Annotated in this window: 21 protein-coding genes and 1 pseudogene; 7 read left to right on the top strand and 15 right to left on the bottom strand. The window is 58.5% G+C overall.

What is annotated here, in order from left to right:
* Positions 1-45 precede the first annotated feature (45 nt).
* Both ACSSVH_RS04625 and ACSSVH_RS04620 read left to right on the top strand, forming a co-directional pair.
* Positions 46-1,335: a serine/threonine transporter gene (locus ACSSVH_RS04625; RefSeq protein ID WP_492634143.1), complete on the top strand. Its 1,290-nt coding sequence runs from the start codon at positions 46-48 to the stop codon at positions 1,333-1,335.
* Between the two features lie 269 nt (positions 1,336-1,604).
* Positions 1,605-1,922, top strand: coding sequence for a DUF3509 domain-containing protein (locus tag ACSSVH_RS04620; protein WP_169954914.1), 318 nt, complete (start codon positions 1,605-1,607; stop codon positions 1,920-1,922).
* Between the two features lies 1 nt (position 1,923).
* Here the strand turns inward: ACSSVH_RS04620 and ACSSVH_RS04615 are convergent.
* Positions 1,924-2,145, bottom strand: a pseudogene (locus ACSSVH_RS04615) (phosphate-starvation-inducible PsiE family protein); the annotation flags it as partial.
* A gap of 400 nt (positions 2,146-2,545) precedes the next feature.
* Here ACSSVH_RS04615 and ACSSVH_RS04610 point away from each other — a divergent pair.
* Together ACSSVH_RS04610 and ACSSVH_RS04605 are read left to right on the top strand one after the other, a co-directional pair.
* The gene (locus ACSSVH_RS04610; RefSeq protein WP_492634142.1) at positions 2,546-3,031 is read left to right on the top strand and encodes a hypothetical protein; all 486 of its coding nucleotides are present in this window, start codon (positions 2,546-2,548) and stop codon (positions 3,029-3,031) included.
* A 263-nt stretch (positions 3,032-3,294) separates the two neighbouring features.
* On the top strand, positions 3,295-5,031 hold the full coding sequence (locus tag ACSSVH_RS04605; RefSeq protein WP_492634141.1) for a hypothetical protein: 1,737 nt from the start codon (positions 3,295-3,297) through the stop codon (positions 5,029-5,031).
* A gap of 177 nt (positions 5,032-5,208) precedes the next feature.
* Here the strand turns inward: ACSSVH_RS04605 and ACSSVH_RS04600 are convergent, their stop codons facing one another.
* From ACSSVH_RS04600 to ACSSVH_RS04580, 5 genes are all read right to left on the bottom strand, one after another.
* On the bottom strand, positions 5,209-5,496 hold the full coding sequence (locus ACSSVH_RS04600) for a hypothetical protein (protein ID WP_170058258.1): 288 nt from the start codon (positions 5,494-5,496) through the stop codon (positions 5,209-5,211).
* 58 nt (positions 5,497-5,554) lie between these two features.
* A complete protein-coding gene (locus ACSSVH_RS04595) occupies positions 5,555-6,004 on the bottom strand; it encodes a phosphate-starvation-inducible protein PsiE (protein ID WP_170058257.1) in 450 nt (149 codons plus the stop codon).
* A gap of 104 nt (positions 6,005-6,108) precedes the next feature.
* Entirely contained in the window at positions 6,109-6,393 is a 285-nt protein-coding gene (locus ACSSVH_RS04590) for a phosphate-starvation-inducible PsiE family protein (protein ID WP_170058256.1), read from the bottom strand.
* A 160-nt stretch (positions 6,394-6,553) separates the two neighbouring features.
* Positions 6,554-6,742: a type II toxin-antitoxin system RelB family antitoxin gene (gene relB / locus ACSSVH_RS04585; RefSeq protein WP_492634140.1), complete on the bottom strand. Its 189-nt coding sequence runs from the start codon at positions 6,740-6,742 to the stop codon at positions 6,554-6,556.
* Between the two features lie 66 nt (positions 6,743-6,808).
* Positions 6,809-7,138: a DUF6124 family protein gene (locus ACSSVH_RS04580; protein ID WP_492634139.1), complete on the bottom strand. Its 330-nt coding sequence runs from the start codon at positions 7,136-7,138 to the stop codon at positions 6,809-6,811.
* Between the two features lie 430 nt (positions 7,139-7,568).
* On the opposite strand from ACSSVH_RS04580, the gene ACSSVH_RS04575 reads away from it, so the two are divergent.
* Positions 7,569-7,829 carry a YebG family protein gene (locus tag ACSSVH_RS04575; RefSeq protein WP_003188807.1) on the top strand — a complete coding sequence of 87 codons (261 nt, stop codon included), beginning with the start codon at positions 7,569-7,571 and terminating at the stop codon, positions 7,827-7,829.
* Between the two features lie 53 nt (positions 7,830-7,882).
* Here the strand turns inward: ACSSVH_RS04575 and ACSSVH_RS04570 are convergent, their stop codons facing one another.
* Positions 7,883-8,902 (bottom strand): Leu/Phe/Val dehydrogenase, encoded by a 1,020-nt coding sequence (locus tag ACSSVH_RS04570; RefSeq protein WP_492634138.1) that lies wholly within the window; start codon positions 8,900-8,902, stop codon positions 7,883-7,885.
* Positions 8,903-9,087: 185 nt separating this feature from the next.
* Here ACSSVH_RS04570 and ACSSVH_RS04565 point away from each other — a divergent pair, with 185 nt between their 5' ends.
* The gene (locus ACSSVH_RS04565; protein ID WP_492634137.1) at positions 9,088-9,891 is read left to right on the top strand and encodes a SirB1 family protein; all 804 of its coding nucleotides are present in this window, start codon (positions 9,088-9,090) and stop codon (positions 9,889-9,891) included.
* Positions 9,892-9,972: 81 nt separating this feature from the next.
* Here the strand turns inward: ACSSVH_RS04565 and ACSSVH_RS04560 are convergent, their stop codons facing one another.
* From ACSSVH_RS04560 to hmgA, 4 genes are all read right to left on the bottom strand, one after another.
* A complete protein-coding gene (locus ACSSVH_RS04560) occupies positions 9,973-11,328 on the bottom strand; it encodes an MFS transporter (protein WP_492634136.1) in 1,356 nt (451 codons plus the stop codon).
* Positions 11,329-11,438: 110 nt separating this feature from the next.
* On the bottom strand, positions 11,439-12,074 hold the full coding sequence (gene maiA / locus ACSSVH_RS04555) for a maleylacetoacetate isomerase (RefSeq protein WP_169954909.1): 636 nt from the start codon (positions 12,072-12,074) through the stop codon (positions 11,439-11,441).
* 12 nt (positions 12,075-12,086) lie between these two features.
* Positions 12,087-13,385 carry a fumarylacetoacetase gene (gene fahA / locus ACSSVH_RS04550; RefSeq protein WP_170043014.1) on the bottom strand — a complete coding sequence of 433 codons (1,299 nt, stop codon included), beginning with the start codon at positions 13,383-13,385 and terminating at the stop codon, positions 12,087-12,089.
* A 3-nt stretch (positions 13,386-13,388) separates the two neighbouring features.
* Positions 13,389-14,672, bottom strand: a complete 1,284-nt coding sequence (gene hmgA / locus ACSSVH_RS04545; protein WP_169954907.1) for a homogentisate 1,2-dioxygenase — start codon at positions 14,670-14,672, stop codon at positions 13,389-13,391.
* Positions 14,673-14,791: 119 nt separating this feature from the next.
* Between hmgA and ACSSVH_RS04540 the strand changes: the two genes are divergently transcribed.
* The gene (locus ACSSVH_RS04540; protein ID WP_170043015.1) at positions 14,792-15,580 is read left to right on the top strand and encodes an IclR family transcriptional regulator; all 789 of its coding nucleotides are present in this window, start codon (positions 14,792-14,794) and stop codon (positions 15,578-15,580) included.
* A gap of 702 nt (positions 15,581-16,282) precedes the next feature.
* Here the strand turns inward: ACSSVH_RS04540 and ACSSVH_RS04535 are convergent.
* The 4 genes from ACSSVH_RS04535 to ACSSVH_RS04520 form a co-directional block, all read right to left on the bottom strand.
* Positions 16,283-18,823: a LuxR C-terminal-related transcriptional regulator gene (locus ACSSVH_RS04535; protein ID WP_169954905.1), complete on the bottom strand. Its 2,541-nt coding sequence runs from the start codon at positions 18,821-18,823 to the stop codon at positions 16,283-16,285.
* 270 nt (positions 18,824-19,093) lie between these two features.
* Complete coding sequence (locus ACSSVH_RS04530) at positions 19,094-20,461, bottom strand: DUF1329 domain-containing protein (protein ID WP_492634135.1); 1,368 nt, start codon at positions 20,459-20,461, stop codon at positions 19,094-19,096.
* Positions 20,462-20,491: 30 nt separating this feature from the next.
* On the bottom strand, positions 20,492-22,282 hold the full coding sequence (locus ACSSVH_RS04525) for a DUF1302 domain-containing protein (protein ID WP_492634134.1): 1,791 nt from the start codon (positions 22,280-22,282) through the stop codon (positions 20,492-20,494).
* A 482-nt stretch (positions 22,283-22,764) separates the two neighbouring features.
* Complete coding sequence (locus ACSSVH_RS04520) at positions 22,765-23,676, bottom strand: SDR family oxidoreductase (RefSeq protein ID WP_170058563.1); 912 nt, start codon at positions 23,674-23,676, stop codon at positions 22,765-22,767.
* Between the last annotated feature and the right edge of the window lie 86 nt (positions 23,677-23,762).

Genomic DNA, 23,762 nt, shown 5'->3' with positions numbered 1-23,762 from the left:
GCCCCATACGTGAGCCCGCGCAAAAATAATAACGAGGCAATAACGATGACCGATGTACGTACACCTGCTGCCGAAAATCCCGCTGCTGTCACGCAAACTGTAACGAGCGGCTGGAGCAAACACGACACCACCTGGATGCTGGGCCTCTACGGTACCGCCATCGGTGCTGGCACTCTGTTTCTGCCGATCAACGCCGGGGTCGGCGGCTTCTGGCCGCTGATCGTGCTGGCGCTGCTGGCCTTCCCCATGACTTTCTTCGCCCACCGTGGGCTGACGCGCTTTGTGCTGTCGGGCAAATCCGGCGACATCACTGACGTGGTGGAAGAACATTTCGGCGTTGGTGCCGGCAAGCTGATCACCCTGCTGTACTTCTTCGCCATCTTCCCGATCCTGCTGGTGTACAGCGTCGCGCTGACCAACACCCTCGGCAGCTTCATGGAACACCAACTGCAAATGACCCCACCGCCACGGGCGATCCTGTCCCTGGTGCTGATCCTCGGTCTGATGGCCATTGTGCGGTGCGGCCAGGGCGTGATCGTCAAGGCCATGAGCGTGCTGGTCTACCCGTTCGTCGCCGCCTTGCTGCTGCTGGCGCTGAGCCTGATCCCCAACTGGAACGGCGCGTTCTTCGCCTCGGCCAGCGAGGGCATGCCCCTGCCGGTGTTCTTCAAGACCCTATGGCTGGCGATCCCGGTGATGGTGTTTTCGTTTAACCACTCGCCGATCATCTCGGCCTTCGCCGTGGACCAGAAACGCGTGTACGGCGCCCAAGCCGAACGCAAGAGCAGCGGCATCCTGGCCATGGCCCACGGCATGATGGTGCTGACGGTGATGTTCTTTTGCTTCAGTTGCGTACTGGCACTGTCGCCCGCCGACCTCGCCGCCGCCAAGGCGCAGAACATTTCGATCCTGTCCTACCTGGCCAACCACTTCCAAACCCCGGTTATTGCCTACGCCGCGCCATTGATCGCGCTGGTGGCCATCACCAAATCCTTCCTCGGCCACTACATCGGCGCCAGCGAAGGCTTCCAGGGCCTGATCGTCAAATCCCTGCGTGGCCGCAACCGCACCCTGTCGGCGCGCTGGCTGGAACGCTGCACCGCGGTGTTCATGATCCTCAGCTGCTGGGCCGTGGCCACGTTCAACCCAAGCATCCTGGGCATGATCGAAACCCTCGGCGGGCCGATCATTGCGTGTTTGCTGTTCCTGATGCCGATGTACGCAATCCGGCGCGTGCCATCTTTGCGCCAGTATTCGGGCCAGGCGTCGAATGTATTTGTGGTGTTGGTGGGGCTGATTGCGCTGTCTGCGGTCATTTTCTCGCTGGTGCCCTGAAACAGCTCACTGCACAGATCAACCTGTGGGAGTGGGCTTGCCCGCGATAGCGCTGCATCAGTCACGCAATGGTTGGCTGATCCACCGCTATCGCGGGCAAGCCCACTCCCACAGGGGCAGTTCGTTGTCAGAAAGATGGCTGTACGGCACGGCCCTTGCTGTACACCCCATGAAGGAAAACGGAGCTTGCGACCGGTGGTCAGGCAACACGAACCAATCGCCATACCGGTCGTCAATCAGTGCATGTTCTTATCAGGCGGTAACGCACCATGGACAATCCTTTTCAGCTGATCACCGACACGTTCACCCCCCAATACCGGGTCAACCTGAGCATCCAGCGCCTGGACGGCAGCATCATGCTGACCCTGTCCGACGACAGCGGCGTAGTTGCCAAACGCATGATCAGCGCCGAACAGCGCAATGACCCACAACGGCTCAAACGCCTGGTGCAAAGCGTGCAATTTGGCATTGCCATTGAACAGGGGCACAGCGCCATGGAGATTTTGGCAGTGATGACCGACGGCGACAGTCACAAACTGTTGCAACGCCCGCCGAGTACCCGGCCGCCAATCACAGCCGGGCTCTGACTCAGGAGTCGGACTTTTCCTTGACTGATGGGTAACGCGACGAAGCAAAACGCACCACCAGGATGGCGAACGCCAACAACAGAATCCCGCCACACAGGTAAATAATCCCCAGGTCCGGGGCATTGTGGTGGGACACGTCGCCGATCAGCAGGCGGGTCAGTGCGGTGATCGCCACATAGAGCAGGAAGCGGATGGGCATGTGGTTGGTCTTGACGATTGAGCCAAAGGTTTATCAAAAAAAGTCAATTTTTTAGCTCGTGTTGATACTCGAAACCACGAAAGGCCCGACGGGTCACTAACTCGAAAATGGACAGGTTGCCCCCTCCCCCCGAATTCGTGATCGATTTTAGAAATTGCTGGTTTGAACGCTGTAAAAAATAAATGGAGCCCAAAGAAATTTGCCTGAATGCCGCCTCTTGACTAGCGATCGCGGCTTAAACGGGAACTGAGTCATGAGGCCCAGCTCAATTCGTATCCTCAGCCTTATATTCGATCAGACAGACGGGCTGTAGGTGCCTACCTTTGCATTGGCAGATGCGCAGCCAGCAGTTACAGTGATAGCTCTGTGCCACCTGCAACTCTGTTTTAGTAGTCTACTGACTTGCAACATATAGGGAAATGACGTGTCGAATAATCAGCAAATTCCTCACCTGCACGACAAAATGGACATGCTTGAAAGTATCATTACTTTGGCACGACAACGAGACATTAACGAAGCCGAGACTCGGCATAAAATCATTGACTTTATACTTCATGATTTTCTTAGCTGGCCTAAGAACCGAGTGTCGGTTGAAGAATATATAGCTCCTGGCTTTGCAGACTATGTATTAAAGAAAAGTAATGGCGATGACCTACTATTTGTTGAAGCCAAACGATCAGGCATCTTTTTTGATTTACCTATAGCAAACTCACAAAGTGAAAAATCATCATACATAACAATAAAGAAACTCATTTCAGATGAAAAAATTAAGACAGCATGGACCAAGTCCGAACATACTGTTTTGACACGGGATGCGAGTACGCCTGTATTACCAACGGGTCAGAATGGATTTTTTTTAAAACATTTGAGAAGGGTAAACGCTGGGAGACTCTCCAAGCCTTTGTCATAAGATCATTAGATTTTTTCAAATCTGAGTATACGAAATCAATAAACAATTTTTCATTTACGGCCATTACTGATCGTTCATCGCTTCCAATATTGCTAAGTAGCGCACCGCCAAAAGACCGAACAATTTTTTTTCCAAAAGAAAATATACCCTCATATTCTCACACCATTACCGCCAACCGGCTCGCATCCAAACTTCGTCCAATTGTCAACAGGTATTTCGGAGTCATAAAAGACGACGATACAGAATTCATGGAAAGATGTTATGTGTCTCAGCGAGAATATCAGGGAACCTCGGACGGAATGAGATCCTTAATACAAGATTCATTATCTCCATATTTTAGCTCTTACGGAGTGCAGCAATTAGATGACACAGGAAAAGGAGGGCGCCTGGGTGGGCGTCTCACTAAGAATATAAAAGATAAGAGAAAAGGGGAGGTTTTGGTTTTATTTGGCGGGAAAGGAGCAGGAAAATCTACATTTATTAAAAGGCTGTTACATCATAATGCTCCGCGCTGGCTCAGGGAACATTCAGCCATAGTAATAATCGACTTGTTAAAAACACCTGAAGATATTGAGATAATTCGGCAGTCGATATGGTCAGGTCTGGTCGCTCAACTAGACAAAGATAATCTCCTTCACTCTGAAAGGGCCACGATATTAACACAGCTATTCAGTGATAAGTTCACCATTGCTAAAAGACAAAATTTAGCTGGATTGTCTGACTCGTCAGAAAGCTACAACATCAAGTTAAACTTACTTGTTGAAGAGTGGAAAACGGACCTACCATATTGTGCTGAGCGCCTAGTAGAAAGACTTGCCATGCAAGAAAAAGGCGTAATTGTGGTCATCGACAATACTGACCAGTATTCCTCCCACATCCAGGATTTTTGTTTCTCATCAGCTCAAGAAATATCCGACCGACTCAAAAGTATCACTTTGATATCTATGCGGGAGGAGCGCTTCTACGACTCAAAAATACATGGAGTTTTAGATGCTTTCCAGAATTCCGGCTTCCATATAAGCTCCCCCAAGCCAGCTGAAGTTTTTAAGAAAAGACTGGACTACACCGTTTCAATTCTCACAGATGAGCGAAAGATCAGCAATGAAAACATTGATGACTACGACTCAACCTTTACTGTAGACAGCTCAAAGTATCTAAAAATACTTAGCCGTGAATTCTCCAATTATCAATCACCACTGAATCAATTCCTCACCGCCTGCGCCCATGGCGATATTCGGCTATCTCTTGATCTATTCAGAAGTTTCCTTCTTTCAGGGTACACCAATGTTGAAGAAATGATTTCCAACGGAAGTTGGAATTTCAAGATTCATCAAGTCATTAAACCGGTGATGATCCCTAACAGATATTTTTACGATGAATCCGTCAGCGACATCCCAAACATTTATCAAATACGTTCATCACGGCATGGCTCACACTTTACGGGACTTCGTATACTTCGCAAAATATCAAAAGGCACTGATCCTAGCGCACCTCAATATACTGCAGTCGCTGAGCTCAGGGCCTACTTCGCAGAAACATTTGGAATGGTAGATGATTTTGAAAGAAACTTAGATACGCTGCTTAGAAGTGGATTTGTAGAATCAAATAACAGGCTCGACTCATACTCGGAGTCTGTCGACAGTATAAAAATCACCAGCTATGGCCTTTATATGCTGAACAACCTTGGCTACTACTTCACTTATCTGGATCTAGTTTGCACAGACTGCGGTATATTTGACGAAACAGCTAGCAACTACCTAACCGAGGCAGCGAAAAAGGAATACAGCTACTTCATTAAAGGTGAACGTCTAGACAGAGTTAAAGTTAGACTAGAGCGGGTTGGCGAATTCTTGAAATACATAACTACTGAAGAGCAGAGAGAAAAGGAAATCTACTCGCTTGGCATGCCTGATGAAGAAATGTTTACTACAAAGGCGTCGGCAAGTTTTCAAGAAGAAAGCAAGCGTGTATTAAAGAGTGCAAAACGGCAAAAAAATTAAACTAAAAAACCAGACATCGTATGAGCACCTTTATCAATCTTGGTGCTCATACGTTCAACTCAGCGCATCTATTTATCAATTGTGAACTCAAGCGCTTTTCTGACTTCTTGTACCACAACGGTTTTTGTAACGCTTGAAATTCACCCTTTTGACAAAGATCTTCGACGGTGTCTTTTTTTAGCTAAAGAATCCAAGCGTGATTTGAAAAATTTGCTCATCTATAAAAAATATTTTTTGGTTTGCAGTATCTACCTCCACCCAAATATTATTTTCACAACAGCAAACCAGTTCCAACATCCGGAAAGACGACTCCCGTAGTGGTATTGCTTTACTGGAAGCAGCCAGCTCCGATGTGATCCCTTTACCGGCTTTTTTGTCACATTGGGCAATGTGCTGTTGAATGATATCCCTTATATGCATCAGTCCCGCTGCCCCAGCCGCGTTACCTTGACAGATACGCCGCATAATGTAGACCTGAAAAAGAAAAAGGCCAATCTAAAGCAGCCAATCCATTAAAGCTATTCTAATCAGACTTTTCTTTTACAGAGGGATACTTCGAAGATGAGTATCTCACAACAAGAATTGAAATCGCCAGCAGCAACACCCCACCACACACGTAAAGAATCCCGGTATCCGGCGCATTGTGATGAGAAACATCACTTATCAACAATCGAATCAATGCGGTTACGCCGATATACAATAAAAATCTTAGGGGCATGTGATTAGTTTTAAAATAAATTCCCGCCATAGCCAACAATTCTAGATAGATAAAAAGCAGCAAAATATCATCAACTGTAATTTTCGGCTGTTGGAGCATACCTATAAATGTAGACACTCCTGCCCAAACGGTTATTAATCCAATGGCGAAAAGGGCGAGGTAATGAAATGTTTCTACGAATAAATTGCCAATCGAATCAGCACCACCATGCAGCTTTTTACGCAGGCTTTCAGCCCATTTCACTTCTTGCGTCATCGTACCCACCACTGTTCAAAATTGAGCAAATCAATCCAACCACACGGCGTATCAGAAGCGGATCATGCACACAACATTTTAGCATTCTCAGGGCTTGCAAACGTCTAGTAACCACTTCGGGGAATGTTAGTAACGTATACCTTCGTCTTGAAATAGATCCCCACCATGGCGCCCAGCTCCAGATAGATAAACAGCAGCAGGATGTCATCAACGCTGATGCCGCCTTTTTGCAACATGTCGATAAAGGTCATTATTGCCGCATAGGCGGTGATTGCACCGATACCAAAAAGCGCGAGGTAGTGAAACGCCTCCACCGCCAGATTGCCCAGGGAATCTGCATTCGCGTGCAGGCTTTTGCGCACTTTGTCGGCCCACTTCATTTCTGTCATTGCTCACCACCACTGTTTAAAAAATAGCCAACCCGGCCAATACCTGCGTCGTGCATCACCGCGGATCGGATAATGCCCGTTCGACGTGACGATAGTTAGGCATGCAGAAAAAAGGCCAGGGATTGCAGAGTGAGATGATGGCGGGTTGATATGAGGCACTTCAATCAATTGAATGCTTTGCGACCTTGGCGTCAATCAGCGCCCGCATTTCTGCCATGACCTGATCATGAGGGACGCCACGGCTTGGATCATCAAGGACAGCGTTCACCTGGGAACGAAACCAGAGGTCATAACTGGCGGCGGGCTCTTGGGTCTCTGCGGGGATATCTAAGGGAAAAGAGGTCTCCATAATAATTCAAAGCCTATGCCGATTTTGTAGGAGCTGGCTTGCCAGCTCCTGTGTATTGGGATCGCCCTATGCCACCTGCTCTATCGCGCGGTCAACCAGTAAACCACCCATCTCCACCAACTGGTGAATCGCCAGCAGCAAGCTGCGCTGTGAGCCATCAAGATCAAAAGCCAGTGTGCTTGCCATTTCACGGGCGCTATTCAAGGTTTCGCTAGCGTTGACCAGCAGGGTTTGCGTGTCAGCCCGAGGCGTTACGCTGAAAAGCGTCGCGGGGGGCTCCGGAGCAGGTTGAGGCGATTCAGACCGCAAGTAGTGATCGATGGCCCGATTGGCAGCCGCTTGCAGCCGAGCGTCATTGCGTGAGTTGTCTGGGGGATTGGGGGAGTTCTTTTTCATGGCGTATCTCTTCTTGATCGAATGGAGATCCACCGCCGTCTGCCGCCAAGCAGATTGGGTGACGGATTGCACAAGGTTGGCGGACCGGTAAGAAGAAACCCAGCACCCCGAAGGGTCCCTGCGCAACCCGCCATGACATAGGAAAGCAGGCGTTAAAACGCCAGCAATCTTGTTGGGGGGTCGTTGCGCTATCTTCTACCGGGCCGCCAAGCCCACTCGCTGCATACGCAGCGCCCGAGGAAGGTAAGCCACCGGACAAATCCAGCGCAACCCCGGCAAGTTGTCAGAAATTTCCGTTGTAGCAAACCCCCATTTCCCAACTACATTAAAAAGCTGCTACCCAAACCCCCGGGATTGGCTTATCCTTTTAGCTGTATATAAATACAGTAGTCGCAATAGACAACTATCGTGAAGGCATGTGAGGTGGTGAATGGCCGTCGAAGTGGTATACCGCAGCAGCCGAGATCTGGAGCGTTTGTTCATGGATAAAGCCGAAGCTGACCGTCATGACAAGATGCTTGAACTCGCTGAGTTGCTCGCAGAAGTGTTGCAAAAAGCCGTGCCGTCCCTGAGCGAGCAGCAGGTGGAGGAAGCCGGGATCTACATGGCGAAGAATCGCGATGTGTTTGCCAAGGCGTTCAAGAGCCAGCCGGATGCGTTGTCCGAGTTGCTGAACCCGGCGGCGGAATAAAGCCCGAATTGAACAGGCCCTGGATCGTTGATTCAGGGCCTTTTTAATAAGGGCTAGGTGTACAGCAGGCGCTCGGCCAGTTCATCGGCCACTCGGGCGGGTGAGCGTTTTTCGGCTTGAGCGTGGCCGAAGATTTCGGTCAGGCGTGTGCCGATGTTGGACAGGTGCGCGGTGATGGTCGCCAGGTCCGCGCCACCGTGCTTGAGGGCGACGTAGATCAGGCCGCCGGAGTTGATCACATAGTCCGGTGCGTAGAGGATGCCGCGCGCTTCCAATTGGTCGGCCACTTGCAGGTGGGTCAGCTGCGCGCTGGCGGAACCGGCCACGGCGGCGCAGCGCAGTTGGGCGACGCTCTGGCGGTTGAGGACAGCGCCCAGGCCGCACGGCGCGAGAATGTCGCATGGGGTACTGAGTAAGGCGTCGTTGGCAATCGGGTGGGCGCCCAGTTTCTCCATGGCCAGTTGCACTTTGCCAGGGTCGATATCGCTCACCAGCAATTCAGCGCCAGCAGCGTGCAGTTGTTCGGCCAGGGCGTAGCCGACGTTGCCCAGGCCCTGGATTGCCACACGCAGGCCTTCCAGGTTGTCGCTGCCCAGGCGGGCCATGGCGGCCGTGCGGATGCCGGCGAATACGCCCATGGCCGCATGGGGAGACGGATCGCCGGCGGCGGTGGTGCTGGTGACAAAGCGCGTGTGCTGGGCGATGCAGTCCATGTCTGCCACGGAGGTGCCGCTGTCGATGGCGGTGATGTAGCGGCCATCGAGTTGCTCGATGCACCGGCCGAAGGCTTCGAACAACGCGGCGCGGCTTTCCACATGGGCCGGGCGGATGATTACAGCGTTACCGCCGCCCACCGGCAAGCCGGCCAGCGCGGCTTTGTAGCTCATGCCTCGGGCCAGGCGCGCGGCGTCGGCCACGGCGCTTTCGTCGTCGGGGTAGGCCAGGTAGCGACAGCCGCCCAGGGCCGGCCCCAGGCGACTGCTGTGAATGGCAATGACCGCCTTCAACCCGCTCACCGGGTCAACGCTCAGGTGCAGGGATTCAAGGCGGGTGCTGTGCATGAGAGCAAACATCGTCAAGCTCCCGAATCACTTCTTGTAGTCGCCAAGTATAGGCCGCCGGTAAAAGATTGCCGGAGCACGCGGGAATAAGCCGACCGCAATTTCAGGCTTTGTGACATAAACAAGTAGGCTGGTTCTCAAGAAGCTGGACGAAAGTTCTCGGCAAGGCTAAAACGAGACATCCGACGGAGAATGCAATGAATCCCCGCCAAGCCTTTTTCGACTGCCTGCACCGCTCGCCTGCGGCGCTGTTTGAAGCCGCCTTATGGATCGCTGCCGAGCACGACCCCGCCGTGGACCCGCAGGCGATCCTGGCTGACTTCGCGGTGCTGCAACACCAGGTAAGCCTCGACATGCCGCTGCTGCCGGCCGATGAGTTGGGCCAACCGTTGCTGCGGATAATGAATGACCTGGGGTTCGCCCAGGATGACTTCACCCCCTTGCGCCCCGCCGCCGCAATGCTGGACAAGGTGTTGCAGCGCCGCCGCGGACAACCCCTGGCCCTGGGCCTGATTGCCCTGGAGTTGGCGCGGCGCCTGGAGATCCCGATGGTCGGGGTCAACTTCCCCGGGCACTTCCTGCTACGGGTAAGCGGTGCCGATCATTTACTCGACCCCTGTGGCGGGCGGCGGCTGTACCCCAACGACTGCCGCGAATTGCTGCAACGTCAGTACGGCCCCAATCTCAAGCTGCAAGCCGAGCACCTGCGTAGCGCCGAGCCACGGCTGATCCTGCAACGGCTGTCGCGCAACCTGCGGCAACTGCACCTGGCCAATGACAATCACCTCGCGGCGCTGATCGACGCCGAGCGCGTGCTGGAACTGGGCGATGCCAGCGCCGCCGACTATCTGGCGCGGGCCAGTCTGTACAAGCACCTGGATTGCCCGAATGCCGAGCGCTTCGATCTTGAGCACGCGCTGTTGCTCAGTGAAGACCCGGTGCAGCGGCTGCGTCTGACGGAGCGGCTGGGGCATTTGCCGCCTGGGGCGGTGGTGCATTAAAGGGGGCGACCGGTGAACCGCGTCGCCCTCATCGCCGCCTCGCCGGGGCTCGACAGCTCCTACAAATAAGGGGGTTGCCCTTCAGGATTCAAGCGGGTGCTGGAGGATCTCAACCGGCGCCTTGGTCTCGGGGGAGCGCACCTGAATGATCAGCAGCGCGGCGATCACCGCCGGAATTGCGCAGAAGAAGAAAATCTGCTGCACCGGTACCTGCATCGCCAGCAACATGCTGCCAAACAGCGGCCCGAGGATCGAACCAAACCGCCCGACACCCAGCGCCCAGCCCGTGCCCGTCGCACGTACATGGGCCGGGTAAAAGTTGCTGGCAAACGCATTGAGGGTCAACTGGCCACCGATGATGCAAAAGCCCGCCGCAAACACAAACGCCACCAGGTAACGCGGGTTGTCGTGATTGAGCCCCAGCAGAATCGTGCACACCGCCGCGGCCGCCAACACACCGGAGAGCAGGCGGACCTTGCTTTTCAGGCGGTCGGCAAACCAGGCCATGCCAATCGCGCCCAACGTGCCGGCGAACAGGAACATCGAGGTCACCAGGTTGGCTTTGTTCAAGGCCATGCCACTTTCCAGCAGCAGTGACGGCAACCAACTGATCATGAAGTACAGCAGGATCAGGCTGACAAAAAAGGTCGACCAGATCAGCAGCGTCGGCCGGGCATAGCCATTGCGAAACAACTCCACCACCGTCAGCTTGCTGCCCTGCTCCTGGCGATTCTGTTCTTCGCTGGCCGCCGGCGCCTGCCAACCAGGCAGCATGCGCGCCGTGACTTTCTGCAGGCGCGCATAGGGCGGCGCATCGCGCAACAAACGTGGCAAGGATTCAGGCAGCAGCCATACCAGGAAGGGAAACAGCAGCAACGGCGTCACACCACCGGCGAGGAACACGGCCTGCCAGCCGAAACTGTCGATAAAACCCGCCGCAACAAAACCACCCGCCGCGCCACCGAACGAGAAACCACAGGCCGCCAGCGTCACCATCAACGTGCGCATACGCGGTGGCGAATATTCCGACATCAAGGCCATGGCACTGGGCATCGCGCCACCCATGCCAATGCCGCAAATAAAGCGTGCGGCCATCAGCGTGCTCAGGGAATTGGCGAATACCATCAGCACCGTGAGGCTGGCGTAGATCAGTACGCAGGCGAGCAGGATACGACGCACGCCGAAGCGGTCCGCCAGGGGCGTCACGGCCAGGGAACCTAAGGTCAGCCCCAGCAGGTTGGCACTGAACACCGGGCCGAAGGCGGCTTTTTCCAGGCCCCAGTCCTGGGCCAGGGCCGGGACTACGTAGCCCAACACTTGGGCATCGTAACCATCGGTGACCAGCAACAACGCCAACAACAGGAGAATCAACCACTGGTAGCGCGACACCGGACGGGCGTCGAGTGCCGCGCGAAAGCTGGCAATCTGATTGTGCATCGCAAGGTACCTGTTTTTTTTATTGGATATCCGCCTGTAGGAGCTGGCTTGCCAGCGATGGCGGTGTATCAGGTGAAGCGCCATCGACGGCAAGCCGGCTCCTGCAGGGGTTAGGGGGTGTCAGGTTGGTTGGAGGGATGGGCCTGGATAAATGCAGGATGTTTGGCAGCCAAGGCTGCGACGCGCAGGATTCGTGGGTAGCCATCCAGTGCCACCTTGAAGCGCTCTGCCGCGTACAACTGCGGAATCAGAAACGTATCCGCCAGCCCAGGCTGGTCGCCAAGGCAGTAACCCTGCTCGCCGATCAATTGCTCCACGGCGCCCAGGCCCTGGCTGATCCAGTGCCCGATCCACTCCAGCAATTGCGCCTCGTCATGCCCCCACTGGCGCAACAGGCTCTGGGTGCTGGAGTTGTGCAACGGGTGAATGTCACAGCCGATGATCGAGGCCACCGCGCGCTCATGGGCGCGGGCTGCCAGGTCCTTGGCGAGCAGCGGCACCTGTGGATAACGTTCATCCAGGTACTCGATGATCGCCGGCGACTGGATCAACAGTTCGCCCTCGTCGGTACGCAAGGCCGGGACACGGCCCTGGGGGTTGATCGCCAGGTATTCGGGCTGGCGGTTGGCGCCGCCCTTGGGCACCAGCAGGTTGACCGGCAGCGCGGTAAAGTCCAGGCCCTTGAGCGCCAGGGCGATGCGCACCCGGTAGGACGATGTGGAACGGTAGTAGGTATAGAGTTCCATCCCCTCGCCCCCTTAGCGCGCGGCGACCACAGTGCCACGGCATTCGCCGAAGCCGATGGAGGCAAATCCATCACGCGTGCAGCGGGCGCGCAGGATGATTTCGTCGCCGTCTTCAAGGAACTTGCGCACTTCGCCGGAGGCCAGCTCGATCGGCTTTTTGCCGCCTTCGGTGATTTCCAGCAGGCTGCCGAACTGCCCCGCTTCCGGGCCCGACAAGGTGCCCGAACCAAACAGGTCGCCGGCCTGCAACTGGCAACCGTTGACGCTGTGGTGCGCGACCATTTGCGCCACGGTCCAGTACATGTGTTGGGTGTTGCTCAGGGTCAGGCGATGGGCCGCCAGGTTCTGCTCGCGCATCGCGGCGGTGGTCAGCAGCACTTCCAGTTCGATATCAAAGCCGCCAGCGGCCTGATCACGGGTGTCTAGCAGGTACGGCAGCGGTTGTGGATCGCCAGCCGGGCGTGCGGGCTGGGCCTTGCGGAACGGCTCCAGGGCTTCAGCCGTGACCACCCAGGGCGAGACGCTGGTGATAAAGCTTTTCGACAGGAACGGCCCCAGCGGCTGGTACTCCCAGGCCTGGATATCGCGGGCCGACCAGTCGTTGAGCAGGCAGAAGCCAGCGATGTGCTCGGCGGCATCGCCAATGGCAATCGAGTCGCCCATGGCATTGCCCTGGCCGATCCAGATGCCCAGCTCCAGTTCGTAGTCCAGGCGTGCGCACGGGCCGAAGGTCGGTTCGGTCTGGCCGGCTGGCAGGGTCTGGCCCTTGGGCCGGCGCACCTCGGTGCCGGACGGGCGGATCGTCGACGCGCGGCCGTGGTAACCAATTGGCACGTACTTGTAGTTGGGCAACAAGGGGTTGTCCGGGCGGAACAGTTTGCCGACGTTCTGCGCGTGCTCGATGCCGACGTAGAAGTCAGTGTAATCGTTGATTTTCGCTGGCAGGTGCATCTGGCAATCGGCGGCCAGTGGCAACACTTGGGTACCCAGGGCTTGCAGCTTGGCTTGCTGGCTGCTGCCCTCGGCGAGCAGTTCCAGCAGGCGTTCGCGCAGTGCCACCCGTGGGCCACGGCCCAGTTCGAAGAAGGCGTTCAGTTGGCCGTCCGCCATGGCATCGATGGCGCGGCGCGCTTCACCGTCAAACAGGTCACGGGCCGCTTGCAGATCAAAAATATGCTCGCCAATCGCCACGCCACTGCGCGGTGCCGAACCGGTGAGGCTGAAGATGCCCAGGGGCAGGTTCTGCAGGGGGAAATCCGGGTGACCGTTGGCCGAGGCCACCCAACTACGGGTGAGAGTGGACTGAGTCATGGTTTATCTCCGATTCGGGTTGAAGGTTGCCGGCAGCGTGGCCCAGCAAGCGTCGTAAGTGTTTTGCAGTTGCGGGCAGTCCAGGGCGAAGCGGGTCGGGCGCAGCACCTGGCTGGTCTCGAACATGAAGGCCATGGTGTTATCGATTTTGTGCGGCGCCAGGTCCACGGCGATGGCCTTGGTGCAGGTCTCGCCATCCGGGCCGTGGGCGCTCATGCAACTGTGCAGCGACGCGCCGCCGGGCAGGAAACCTTCGGCCTTGGCGTCGTAGGCGCCCTGGATCAGGCCCATGTATTCGTTCATCAGGTTGCGGTGGAACCACGGTGGCCGGAAGGTGTTTTCGGCCACCATCCAGCGCGGCGGGAAGATCACGAAGTCGAGATTGGCCAGGCCGTGGACGCTGGTAGGCGAGGTCAACACGGTAAAGATCGACGGATCCGGGTGATCGAAACTCACTGTGCCGATAGTGTTGAAGCGGCGCAGGTCATATTTGTACGGCACGTTATTGCCATGCCAGGCCACCACGTTCAGCGGCGAGTGATCGAGGGTGCAGCCCCACAGCTCGCCGAGGAACTTCTGCACCAGCGGCGTGGGCCGTGAAAGGTCTTCGTAGTGGGCGACCGGGGTCAGGAAGTCCCGGGGGTTGGCCAGGCCATTGCTGCCAATCGGCCCCAGGTCCGGCAGGCGCAGCGGCGCGCCATGGTTTTCGGCGACGTAGCCGCGAGCCTGGGCATCCAGCAGTTCGATGCGAAATTTCAGGCCCCGTGGCAGCACGACGATTTCCAGCGGCTCGACCTCCAGCACCCCAAGTTCAGTAGCGATGCGCAGGCGGCCTTGCTCGGGAACGATCAACAGTTCGCCGTCGGCGTTGAAGAACACCCGCTCCATGGAGCAGTTGGCGCGGTAGTGATAGATGCTGATGCCGGAGGGTTTCTCGGCGCCGGCGTTGGCCACCATGCCGACCAGGCCGTCGATAAAGTCGGTGGGTTCTGCAGGTACATCCAACGGGTTCCAGCGCAGGCGGTTGGGCGTCACCTCGCCCAGCGGGCCACCGGCCAGTTGTCGTTCCAGCTTGATGAATGCCGGGTGATTGGCCGACGGTTGGATGCGATACATCCAGGTACGCCGCGCTTCGCTGCGCACCATGGTGAAGGCGGTGCCGGAGAACAGTTCGGTGTACAGCCCGTAGGGCGCTTTTTGCGGGGAGTTCTGGCCGACCGGCAGTGCACCTGGCAAGGCTTCGCTGGCGAATTCATTGCCAAAGCCCGATTGGTAATCGAGGGTCATGGATCGTCCTCAGTAAGGAAGTTGTTTTTATCGTAATCCAGTTACGCATAACGTAATTTGCTCCGTATCGACCGTCAAGCTATAAAGACCGCCATTCGTCTTTCGGACACACGCTCTCCATGGAAAAGCCCCCCGCCCCCCGCGACACCGGTAAACAGAAAGTCCGCTCGGCCGAAGTCGGCACCGACATCCTCAAGGCCCTGGCCGAACTGTCGCCGGCCACGTCCCTGTCGCGCCTGGCCGAACATGTGCAGATGCCCGCGAGCAAGGTCCACCGCTATTTGCAGGCGTTGATTGCCTCGGGTTTTGCCGAACAGAACACGGCCACCAACCATTACGGCCTGGGCCGCGAAGCCTTGCGCGTGGGGTTGGCGGCGCTGGGCAGCATGGACGTGCTGAAAGTTGCCACCCTGCCCCTGGCGCAGCTGCGCGACGAGTTGAATGAAACCTGCTTTCTCGCGGTGTGGGGCAACCACGGCGCAACGGTGGTGCATATCGAACCGGCGGTACGCGCGGTCACGGTGGTGACGCAACTGGGGTCGGTGCTGCCGCTGCTCAGCTCATCCACGGGCCTGGTGTTCAGCGCCTTTTTGCCAGAGCGCGAAACCGTGGACCTGCGCACGCAGGAGATCCAGGCCGGCACCGCCCATGCGCTGGCGGACGACCAGGCGTATGGGCAGGCCTGTGCGCAGATTCGCCAGCGGGGCCTGCACTTTGTGCATGGCTTGCTGATGCCCGGGGTCGATGCGCTGTCGGCGCCGGTCTTTAATGCCATGGGCCAGGTGGTGGCGGTGATGACGGTGGTGGGGCCGACGTCGTTGTTCCATGCCGATGAAGATGGACCGGCGGCCCGGCAATTGCTGGCGGCGAGCCAGGCGGTGAGTTGGCGGATGGGTTACCAGCCCTGACCCGTTGCAACTGAATGCATGTGGGCAACTGTGGGAGCGGGCTTGCCCGCGATGGCGGTGGGTCAGTTGATACATTCTGCGACTGATACACCGTCATCGCAGGCAAGCCAGCTCCCACAGTTGGTGTGTGGTGTGTGCAAAGTCCTGTGCCCAGCCAAGATCCCCTGTGGGAGCGGGCTTGCCCGCGATGGCGGTGGGTCAGTTGATACATTCTGCGACTGATACACCGTCATCGCAGGCAAGCCAGCTCCCACAGTTGGTGAGTGGTGTGTGCAAAGTCCTGTGCCCAGCCGAGATCCCCTGTGGGAGCGGGCTTGCCCGCGATGGCGGTGGGTCAGGTGATACATTCTGCGACTGATACACCGTCATCGCAGGCAAGCCAGCTCCCACAGTTGGTGTGTGGTGTGTGTAAAGTCCTGTGCCCAGCCGAGATCCCCTGTGGGAGCGGGCTTGCCCGCGATGGCGGTGGGTCAGTTGATACATTCTGCGACTGATACACCGTCATCGCAGGCAAGCCAGCTCCCACAGTTGGTGTGTGGTGTGTGCAAAGTCCTGTGCCCAGCCGAGATCCCCTGTGGGAGCGGGCTTGCCCGCGATGGCGGTGGGTCATGTAAGGATGTGTTGACTGGCCTACCGCTATCGCAGCGATGCGGCGACCCGACAAGCCAGCTCCCACCTGTTGATCGGCATTGCTGGGAGTAATCAGGCCATCAGGCCCAGGGTCTTGGCCTTGGCCACGGCCTGGGTGCGCCGCTCCACCCCCAACTTGCTGTGAATCCGCCGCGCGTGGGTCTTCACCGTGTGCAGCGAGATAAACAACAAGTCGGCAATTTCCAGGTTGGAGTTACCCAGCGCGATCAGTTGCAGCACCTCCAGTTCCCGTTGGCTCAATGGGTTTTCCCCTGGCGCCGCCACTGCATCCTGAGGTTCGAGCCCCAGTTCACTGAGCAACCCCGGCTGGCGCAGACGCAGTTCGCGCACGGCCTGTTGCACCTGGCAGCGCGCCGCCAGGGCCAGCCCGGTTTGCAGCGCGCGCACCGCGTTCGCGCGCTCGCCCAGTTGCCAGGCCACCTCGCCCAACACCAGGTGCAACTCCACTTCCAGGCACTGCATGCCACGCTCGCGGGCCGTATCGAGCAAGGCCGTGAGCCGCTGGATGGGTTGCTCGGCCCGGCGCAGCTTGACCTGGGCCAGCACCAGCAAGTATTCCAGCCGGGGGATCAGCTCCAGGGTCGCCGGCGGTGCCTGTTTCGCCTGCGGGCCATGATAGTGGCGCAGCACCCGGCTGACGGCCTCCAGGGTCAGTTCGGCGCGCCCCTGCTGCAACCAGAAGTGCCCACTGAGCAACAGCAACACCGCCCGGTACACCGTGTCGGGCACCTGCCGGCGCTGCATCAGGCGCTCGGCGTCGCGCAACTGGATAAACGCCTGGGCGTAGTCGCCACGGTTGGCCGCCAGCATCGCCAACCCAAGGAAGCCGTACAGCACGCGCTTATCCTGGCTATGCAGGCACATGCCCAGGCCGGCTTCGAGGCAGTCGGTAGCCATCGCGTCATGCCCCTGGCGCAGTGCCAGGTGCCCACGGCGCAAGGCAATCCGGCCCATCAGCGGCCCGGCCTTGAGGCGCTGCTGCACCAGCATGGCCTGCACGCCTTCCAACAGGCTCTGGGCCCGGTACGGTGCGCCCCGCTGTTCCAGCAGTTGCGCATGATCAAGCTCCAGCACCGCTTCCAGCAGCAACGAACCATGGGCCCGCGCCAGGCACAGCGCCTCGCGATTGAGCGCCTGGGCCACGTCCAGTTCGCCGCGCAACAGCGCTTGCTGGGTCAGCCCGGACAGGCACATCAGGCGCGACGTCCAGGCGCTGTCCGGCAAGTCATTCAATGCCTCCAGAAAATGCCCACGCGCAGGCACCGCTTCCCCACCCAGGTGCAATAACCAACCCCACTGCGCCTGCCAGCGCGCCAGCAGGTGGCGTTGCAGCGCGGCGGTGGGTTGCGGGGTGAAGCGCGCCAGTTGATCGATGCATTGCGCGGCCTGGTCGAAACGCCCGGCAAACAGCAAGGCCGCCGTGACCAGCCCCACCAGTTGCGCCGAGCCGAGCATCAACTCGTCGCCATGTTGCTCATGCAGGCGCAACAACAGCACGGCGTTTTGCTGGCGGAACAAGTCTTCAAAGCTGAAGTGCTCCAACAGGCTGACCGCCACTTCGTACTCTTCAGCCAGCAGCGCCTGCTCAAACGCCGCCTGCCAGTCCTGGGCTGCGGTAAACCATTGGCAGGCGCGCCGGTGCCAGGAACGCCGGGCCGGCCAGGGTTCGTCGCGCAGTAACTGGGCCAGGGGCGCGAAAACCTGCAGCCACTCCGGCGAATCTTCCCAGGGCTCGATAAACGCGCCGAGGGCCTGGAGCTCGCGCAGGTAGTCGGCGCCATCGCCAAACCCGAACAGGTGTTCGCACAGCCCCGGGTTGAAACGCGGCAGGTGCGCCAACACGCGCCAGGCCTCCTCCAACTCTTCGGGCAAGGTGCTGAACAGTTCGTGTTGCAGGTAATCGAGCAAGGTCTGGGAGCGCCCATGCCAGGCACCGCTGTCGGGATGGCTGTCGCCTTCGAGTAGGGCGATACGCACGCCGGCGCACCAGCCGGCGCTGAACTGCAGGACTTTATCGGCGGCCTGCCCGCCCGCGGCGTGATGCTCGAGCAGTTGCTGGACCTCGCGCTGATCGAACGCCAACTCGGTGCCGCCGCACTCCCACAACTCATCATCGAGCAACAGCCGTGGCCAATTGCAGGCCGGCCGGCGCCGCGCGCCCAGCCACCAGACCAAGGCCGGGCTGCTGGCCGCCAGCACCCGATCGAGCAAGGCATCCAATGCGGGCGCCGCCACCCGGCAATAGTCATCGAGAAACAGCCAGGCCGGCGCTTGCCAGCGGCTCAGGTCGAGCAACAAGCTGGCTTGATCGACAAACACCAGGCCCAGGCTTTGGGCCAGGCGCTGACAGAAATCCAGCGGGTCCAGGGCCGCACCGTTGAGGGGCAGCCAATACACTTGGCAACTCGCCGGGGCCTGCAGGGCGCATTCGGCCAACAAGGCACTCTTGCCACTGCCGGCCGGCGCGCACAGCAACCGGACCCGCGCCTCGGCCCCCAGCAACGGCTCGGCCAGGCGTGGGCGCAGCAAATGGTGGGAAGACAGACGTGGCATGAATCCAGGGCGATCCAGGCGACGGGTCATGGCGGTCATTACAACGTCCCTTTTTTATTGTTATGCGGCGTGCGGTCTACCGTAGTCCTGTCAATGGGCGTTGTTGAAGAAGTATTCAGCGGGCTGATTGCCGGGCATAAAAAAGCCGGGCTTCATTTGAGCCCGGCACAGGGTTGGCAGGTTAAAACCCGAGCCTATGTGGGAGCTGGCTTGCCTGCGATGGCGGTGGGTCAGGTTGATGGGTTTTGCCTGGTCCACCGCCATCGCAGGCAAGCCAGCTCCCACAGTGATTGGCTTTACAACCTCAGGTCAGCGTACTCCCGAGGCGCGCAGGGCCGATGGGGTGTAGTCCGCCGCCTTGGCGTTGAAGCCGAATACAAAGCTGCTCTTCTCTTCGTTCTTCATGCCCAGGGCGATGTAGCGGCCGGCGATGATGTCGTACAGGGTCTCGACGGTATAGGCCGGGGTCTGGTGGTTGTAGTAGAACTGCGCATGACCTTCGGCAACGCGCCACAGTTGGCCGCGGCCGTCATAGTGATCCACCAGCGCCACTTGCCAGCTGTCTTCGTCGATGTACATGTGGCGCTTGGCGTAGATGTGCCGCTCGCTTGGTTTCACCGTGCCCACCACTTCCCAGACCCGGTGCAGCTCGTAGCGGGTCAGGTCCTGGTTGATGTGGCCGGCCTTGATGATGTCGTCATATTTAAGGGACGGCGAATCGAGCTTGTAGGCGTTGTAGGGAATGTACATTTCCTTCTTGCCCACCAGTTTCCAGTCGTAGCGGTCTGGCGCGCCGGAGAACATGTCGAAGTTATCCGAGGTACGCAGGCCGTCGGACGCAGTGCCCGGACCGTCGTAGGCCACTTGCGGTGCACGGCGCACGCGGCGTTGGCCGGCGTTGTAGATCCATGCCAGGCGCGGTTCTTTCACCTGGTCGAGGGTTTCGTGCACCAGCAGCACGTTACCCGCCAGGCGGGCGGGCGCGGTGACCGACTGCTTGAAGAAGGTCAGCACGTTGGCGCCCTTGGCCGGGTCCATGTCCGGGATCAGTTGCGGCACTGCCACTTCTTCTTCAAAGCGGATCGGCGTGTAGCTGCCGTTGGTCTGCGGTGTGGCCTGGGTGATGATGCGTCGCAGGTTGCCGCCGTGATAGCGAGTGATGTGGTTCCACAACACCTCGACGCCATTTTTCGGGATCGGGAAGGCGTAGTAGCGGTTGCCGGTGAAATTCTCCAGGCCGTTGCCGTCGTTGATCGACTTGACGTTGAGCGCGCTGCGCTTGATCGACTCGTAGATATCGTCGGGCAGGTTGACCGTGCGGTGGGTGGTGTAGACCGGGATTTTGTAGGTCTCTGGGTAGCGCTTGAACATCGCCACCTGGCCGTCCGACAGTTTGTCCTTGTACTTGTCGACCGTGGCCGCGGTGATCACGAACAGCGGTTTTTCATTGGCAAACGGGTCGGCCAAAAAGCCCTTGCTGTCCACCGCGCCGGCGTTTTTCGGGATGCCGCCGGTCCAGGCCGGGATCGAGCCATCGGCGTTACCGGCTTTCTCGGCGCCCACTGGGGTCAAGGTCGTACCGAGCTTGGCTGCTTCTTGCGGTGACACGGCGGCCATCACGTTGGCGGCCAACAGGCTGAGGGCCAGTACACCGCACTGCAAAATCATCTTACGCATGGTTGTTGTCCTTGTTCTTTTTTAGCCGAATCAGAAGTTCACGCCAAAGCTGAGGGCGAGGAAGTCACGGTCGGTCAGGGTGTTGTAGTCACCGCCAAAAAAGTCGGTGTAGCTCAGGCTCGCGGTGTAGGTGTTACGGTAGTCCGCATCGACCCCGACGCTGAGCGCCTTGGCCCCTTCGTTGAACAGGCCATTGGGGCCGTAACCCTTGACGTCATGGGACCAGGACAGGTTGGGCTTGAAGTTGATCCCGGCGATCACGTTGTTGTAGTCCAGGATCGCCCGGGCGCGATAACCCCAGGAAGTCGCCGTGACGAAGCCGTCGGTATCACCGCCAAAACCGTATTGGCCGTACACCGAATCACGGCCGTAGCGCAGCTTGGTTTTGTTCTCCAGCCCGCCCACCCGCACGATGGCCGCCTCGCCCACTACGGTCAGGCGTTCGGCGCCCAGCACCTGGTCGAAAAACTGGGTCATGGTGGTTTGGAACTGGGTGATTTCCTTGCGCCGGTAGCCGGTGTTGTCAGCGCCGAATGAGCTCCTGATCGGCGACACGGTGTTACCGGCAATCGGGTTGACCAGAGCCAGGGTCAGGTCGGTGGTGTTGAGTTGCACCGGGGCGTTGGGGCGGTAGCTGATTTCCCCGGTCCAGGCAGTGCCGGTGGGCAGGGTCGTGGAAAAGCTGGCGCCGTACAGGCGAATGTCTTCCGGGTAATCCAGGTAGTACTGGCCGCGTCCGAGCATCACGCTCTGCGCCAGGCCGGCGCCGCTGCCGGGGGCAATGCCGTTGGCGGTATTGATGATATTGCCGATGGTCGCAAGGTTAGTGTTGGCCGTGAGGGTGCCCACGGTCGGCGTGCGGCTGTGGTAGTTCATGAAGTACAGGCCGTATTCGGTGTCATCGCCGAGCCAGCGCAAGGCCATGCCGAACTGCCCGGAATCACGAGCATCACGGTCGGCGGCGCGGCGCACGATCACCCCTTCGTTGGTCACGCCAAAGCCTTGGCCGAACGCAGCGGCCACAGGTTGCAGCGGGCGGATCGCCGGGCTACCGACCGTGTAGTTATTGGTGCAGCCATCGGCCGCCACGTCGCCACCAAAGAAGGTGCCGCAGTTATCCAGTACGGTCTGGTCCCATTCCAACTGGTAGAAGCCTTCCACGGTCAGTTGGTTGGTCAGGCCCTGGGAGGCAAACAGCATGTTCACCGGGATCAGGCCTTCCTTGATCTCGGCGCCAGGCCGGCGGAAGGCCGAGACGTCGACGGGGTTGATGCTGTTGATGGAGTTGCCGATGAAGGTACTTTCGCCCCAACTGACCACCTGCTTGCCGGCACGCATGGTGCCCGGCAGGTCGCCCAGGGAATAGTTGTGATAGACGAAGGCATCGAGGATCTGTGCACCGCTGGATTTGGAGCCTTCCTTGCGGTTGTGGTCGCTGATCGGCTTGAACTCACGGTCTTCGTCCTTGAGTTCGAAGTCGTACCAGTACTTGCCCCGTACAAACACCCCGGTATCGCCGTACTTGAGCTCCAGGTCGTGCAGGCCCTTGAAAATTTTCGAGTAGGTTTCGCCCTTCTTGAAGTTCAGCCGCCCGTCATCCCCGGTGGAAGCCTGGCCACTGCCGCCGTTGACCGTGCCCACCAGCTTGCGGTCGGCATCGCGCATGCCCCAGCTGGCACCCACCGACAGCGACGAATCGAACTGCCCCTCGATCTCGCCGATATTGAATGAAACAGCCTGCGCCTGAACGCAGCAACCCAAAGCAACCGCAGCGGCCAGCGCCTGTGGCCTGAAGATGGCGCGCATTGTTGTTTTTGTCATGCGTCTTCCCCGGTGGTGTGACAGAAGGCCCCACCCTACTGCCCGCCATCAGGAGCGATAAGCGCACCAAGGAGGTATTCGTTGTGTCGCTCCAAAGGATTAACGCAGGCTCTAGCGTGGGTATTGGCGGGGCTATCGACGCAGTGGATGGAGCGCCATCAAGAGAATGGATACCCCGCCCGTCAGGCGCGCCACTGTTGTTGTTTTGGTAACAGTCCTTGTCCTGAATCAGTGTTTTTCATTCTGTTACAACGGACTATTCTTACCGGGCTTTCAAGGCGAACCGCCTGCTTCACGAAAGCCAGTTTTTGACGGATTGAAGCGTATTTTCAGTCTGTTACCGGTGTTCACTGACGTTGATTTGTAGCTCCTTGATCCAACGTCTTACTTCGGCCGCTGCTTATGCAGCGGCCTTTTTTATGCCTGAAACAAAGCGGGGCGCCATAAGCGCCCCGCAGGATTTACTGTTTTTCAGGTAACGATCACAGGCTGTACTTCTGCAGGTTGTCCATCATCTCTTTCAAGGCTTCGATGTTGTCCTTGGGATGGGCCGCCCCTTCAAAGTCGCAGATCTGCTGCCAGTGCGCCGCCACATCCTCTGGCGAGAAGCCCGCCTCGGGGTCAAACCCGACGCCCAGGCTGCGTTCCCAGCGGGTCTTGCCGATCCAGCCGCCGCCCACTTCAAACAGCCCAGAAGTTTCCTGGCACGCCTCGCTGCCCAGGTACACCACCAGCGGGCTGACCAGTTCAGGCTTGAGCCTTTCGAACACCTGCGGCGGGATCAGGCCTTCGGTCATGCGCGTGCCGCCGGTAGGTGCGATGGCATTGACCAGGATGTTGTGCTTGCGCCCCTCCAGCGCCAGGGTGCGGGTCAGGCCATACAGGCCGAGCTTGGCCATGCCGTAGTTGGACTGGCCGAAGTTGCCGTAGATGCCCGACGTGGAGGCGGTGAAAATCACCCGGCCGTAGCCTTGCTCGCGCATATGCGGCCAGGCGGCGCGGGTGACTTTGTAGGCACCTTCGACATGCACGCGGTAAACCAGGTCCCAGTCGCTGTCCTCCATTTTATGGAAGGTTTTGTCACGCAGGATCCCGGCGTTGTTCACCACCACGTCGATGCGGCCAAACACCTCGAGGGCGTGTTGCACGATCTTTTCGCCGTCGGTCACCGAATCATGGTTGGCCTCGGCAATCCCGCCGGCCTCACGGATCTCGGCCACCACACGGTCGGCCGCCGAAGCGTTGGCGCCTTCGCCCTGAGTCGAGCCGCCAAGGTCGTTGACCAGCACCTTGGCCCCGTGCCTGGCGAACAGCAGCGCATGGGCACGCCCCAAGCCACCCCCGGCACCGGTGACGATCACGACTTTATCTTGGAACTGCACAGACTCACTCATAGGGAACTCCAGCGAAGACAGTGGACGATGGGTTGAGTGTCAGGCACGGGGCTTGTGGTCACAATAAATACGGGCGGGGGTGAATG

Source organism: Pseudomonas sp. HC1(2025) (assembly GCF_058742075.1).
This window is presented reverse-complemented; position numbering and strand designations above follow the sequence as displayed.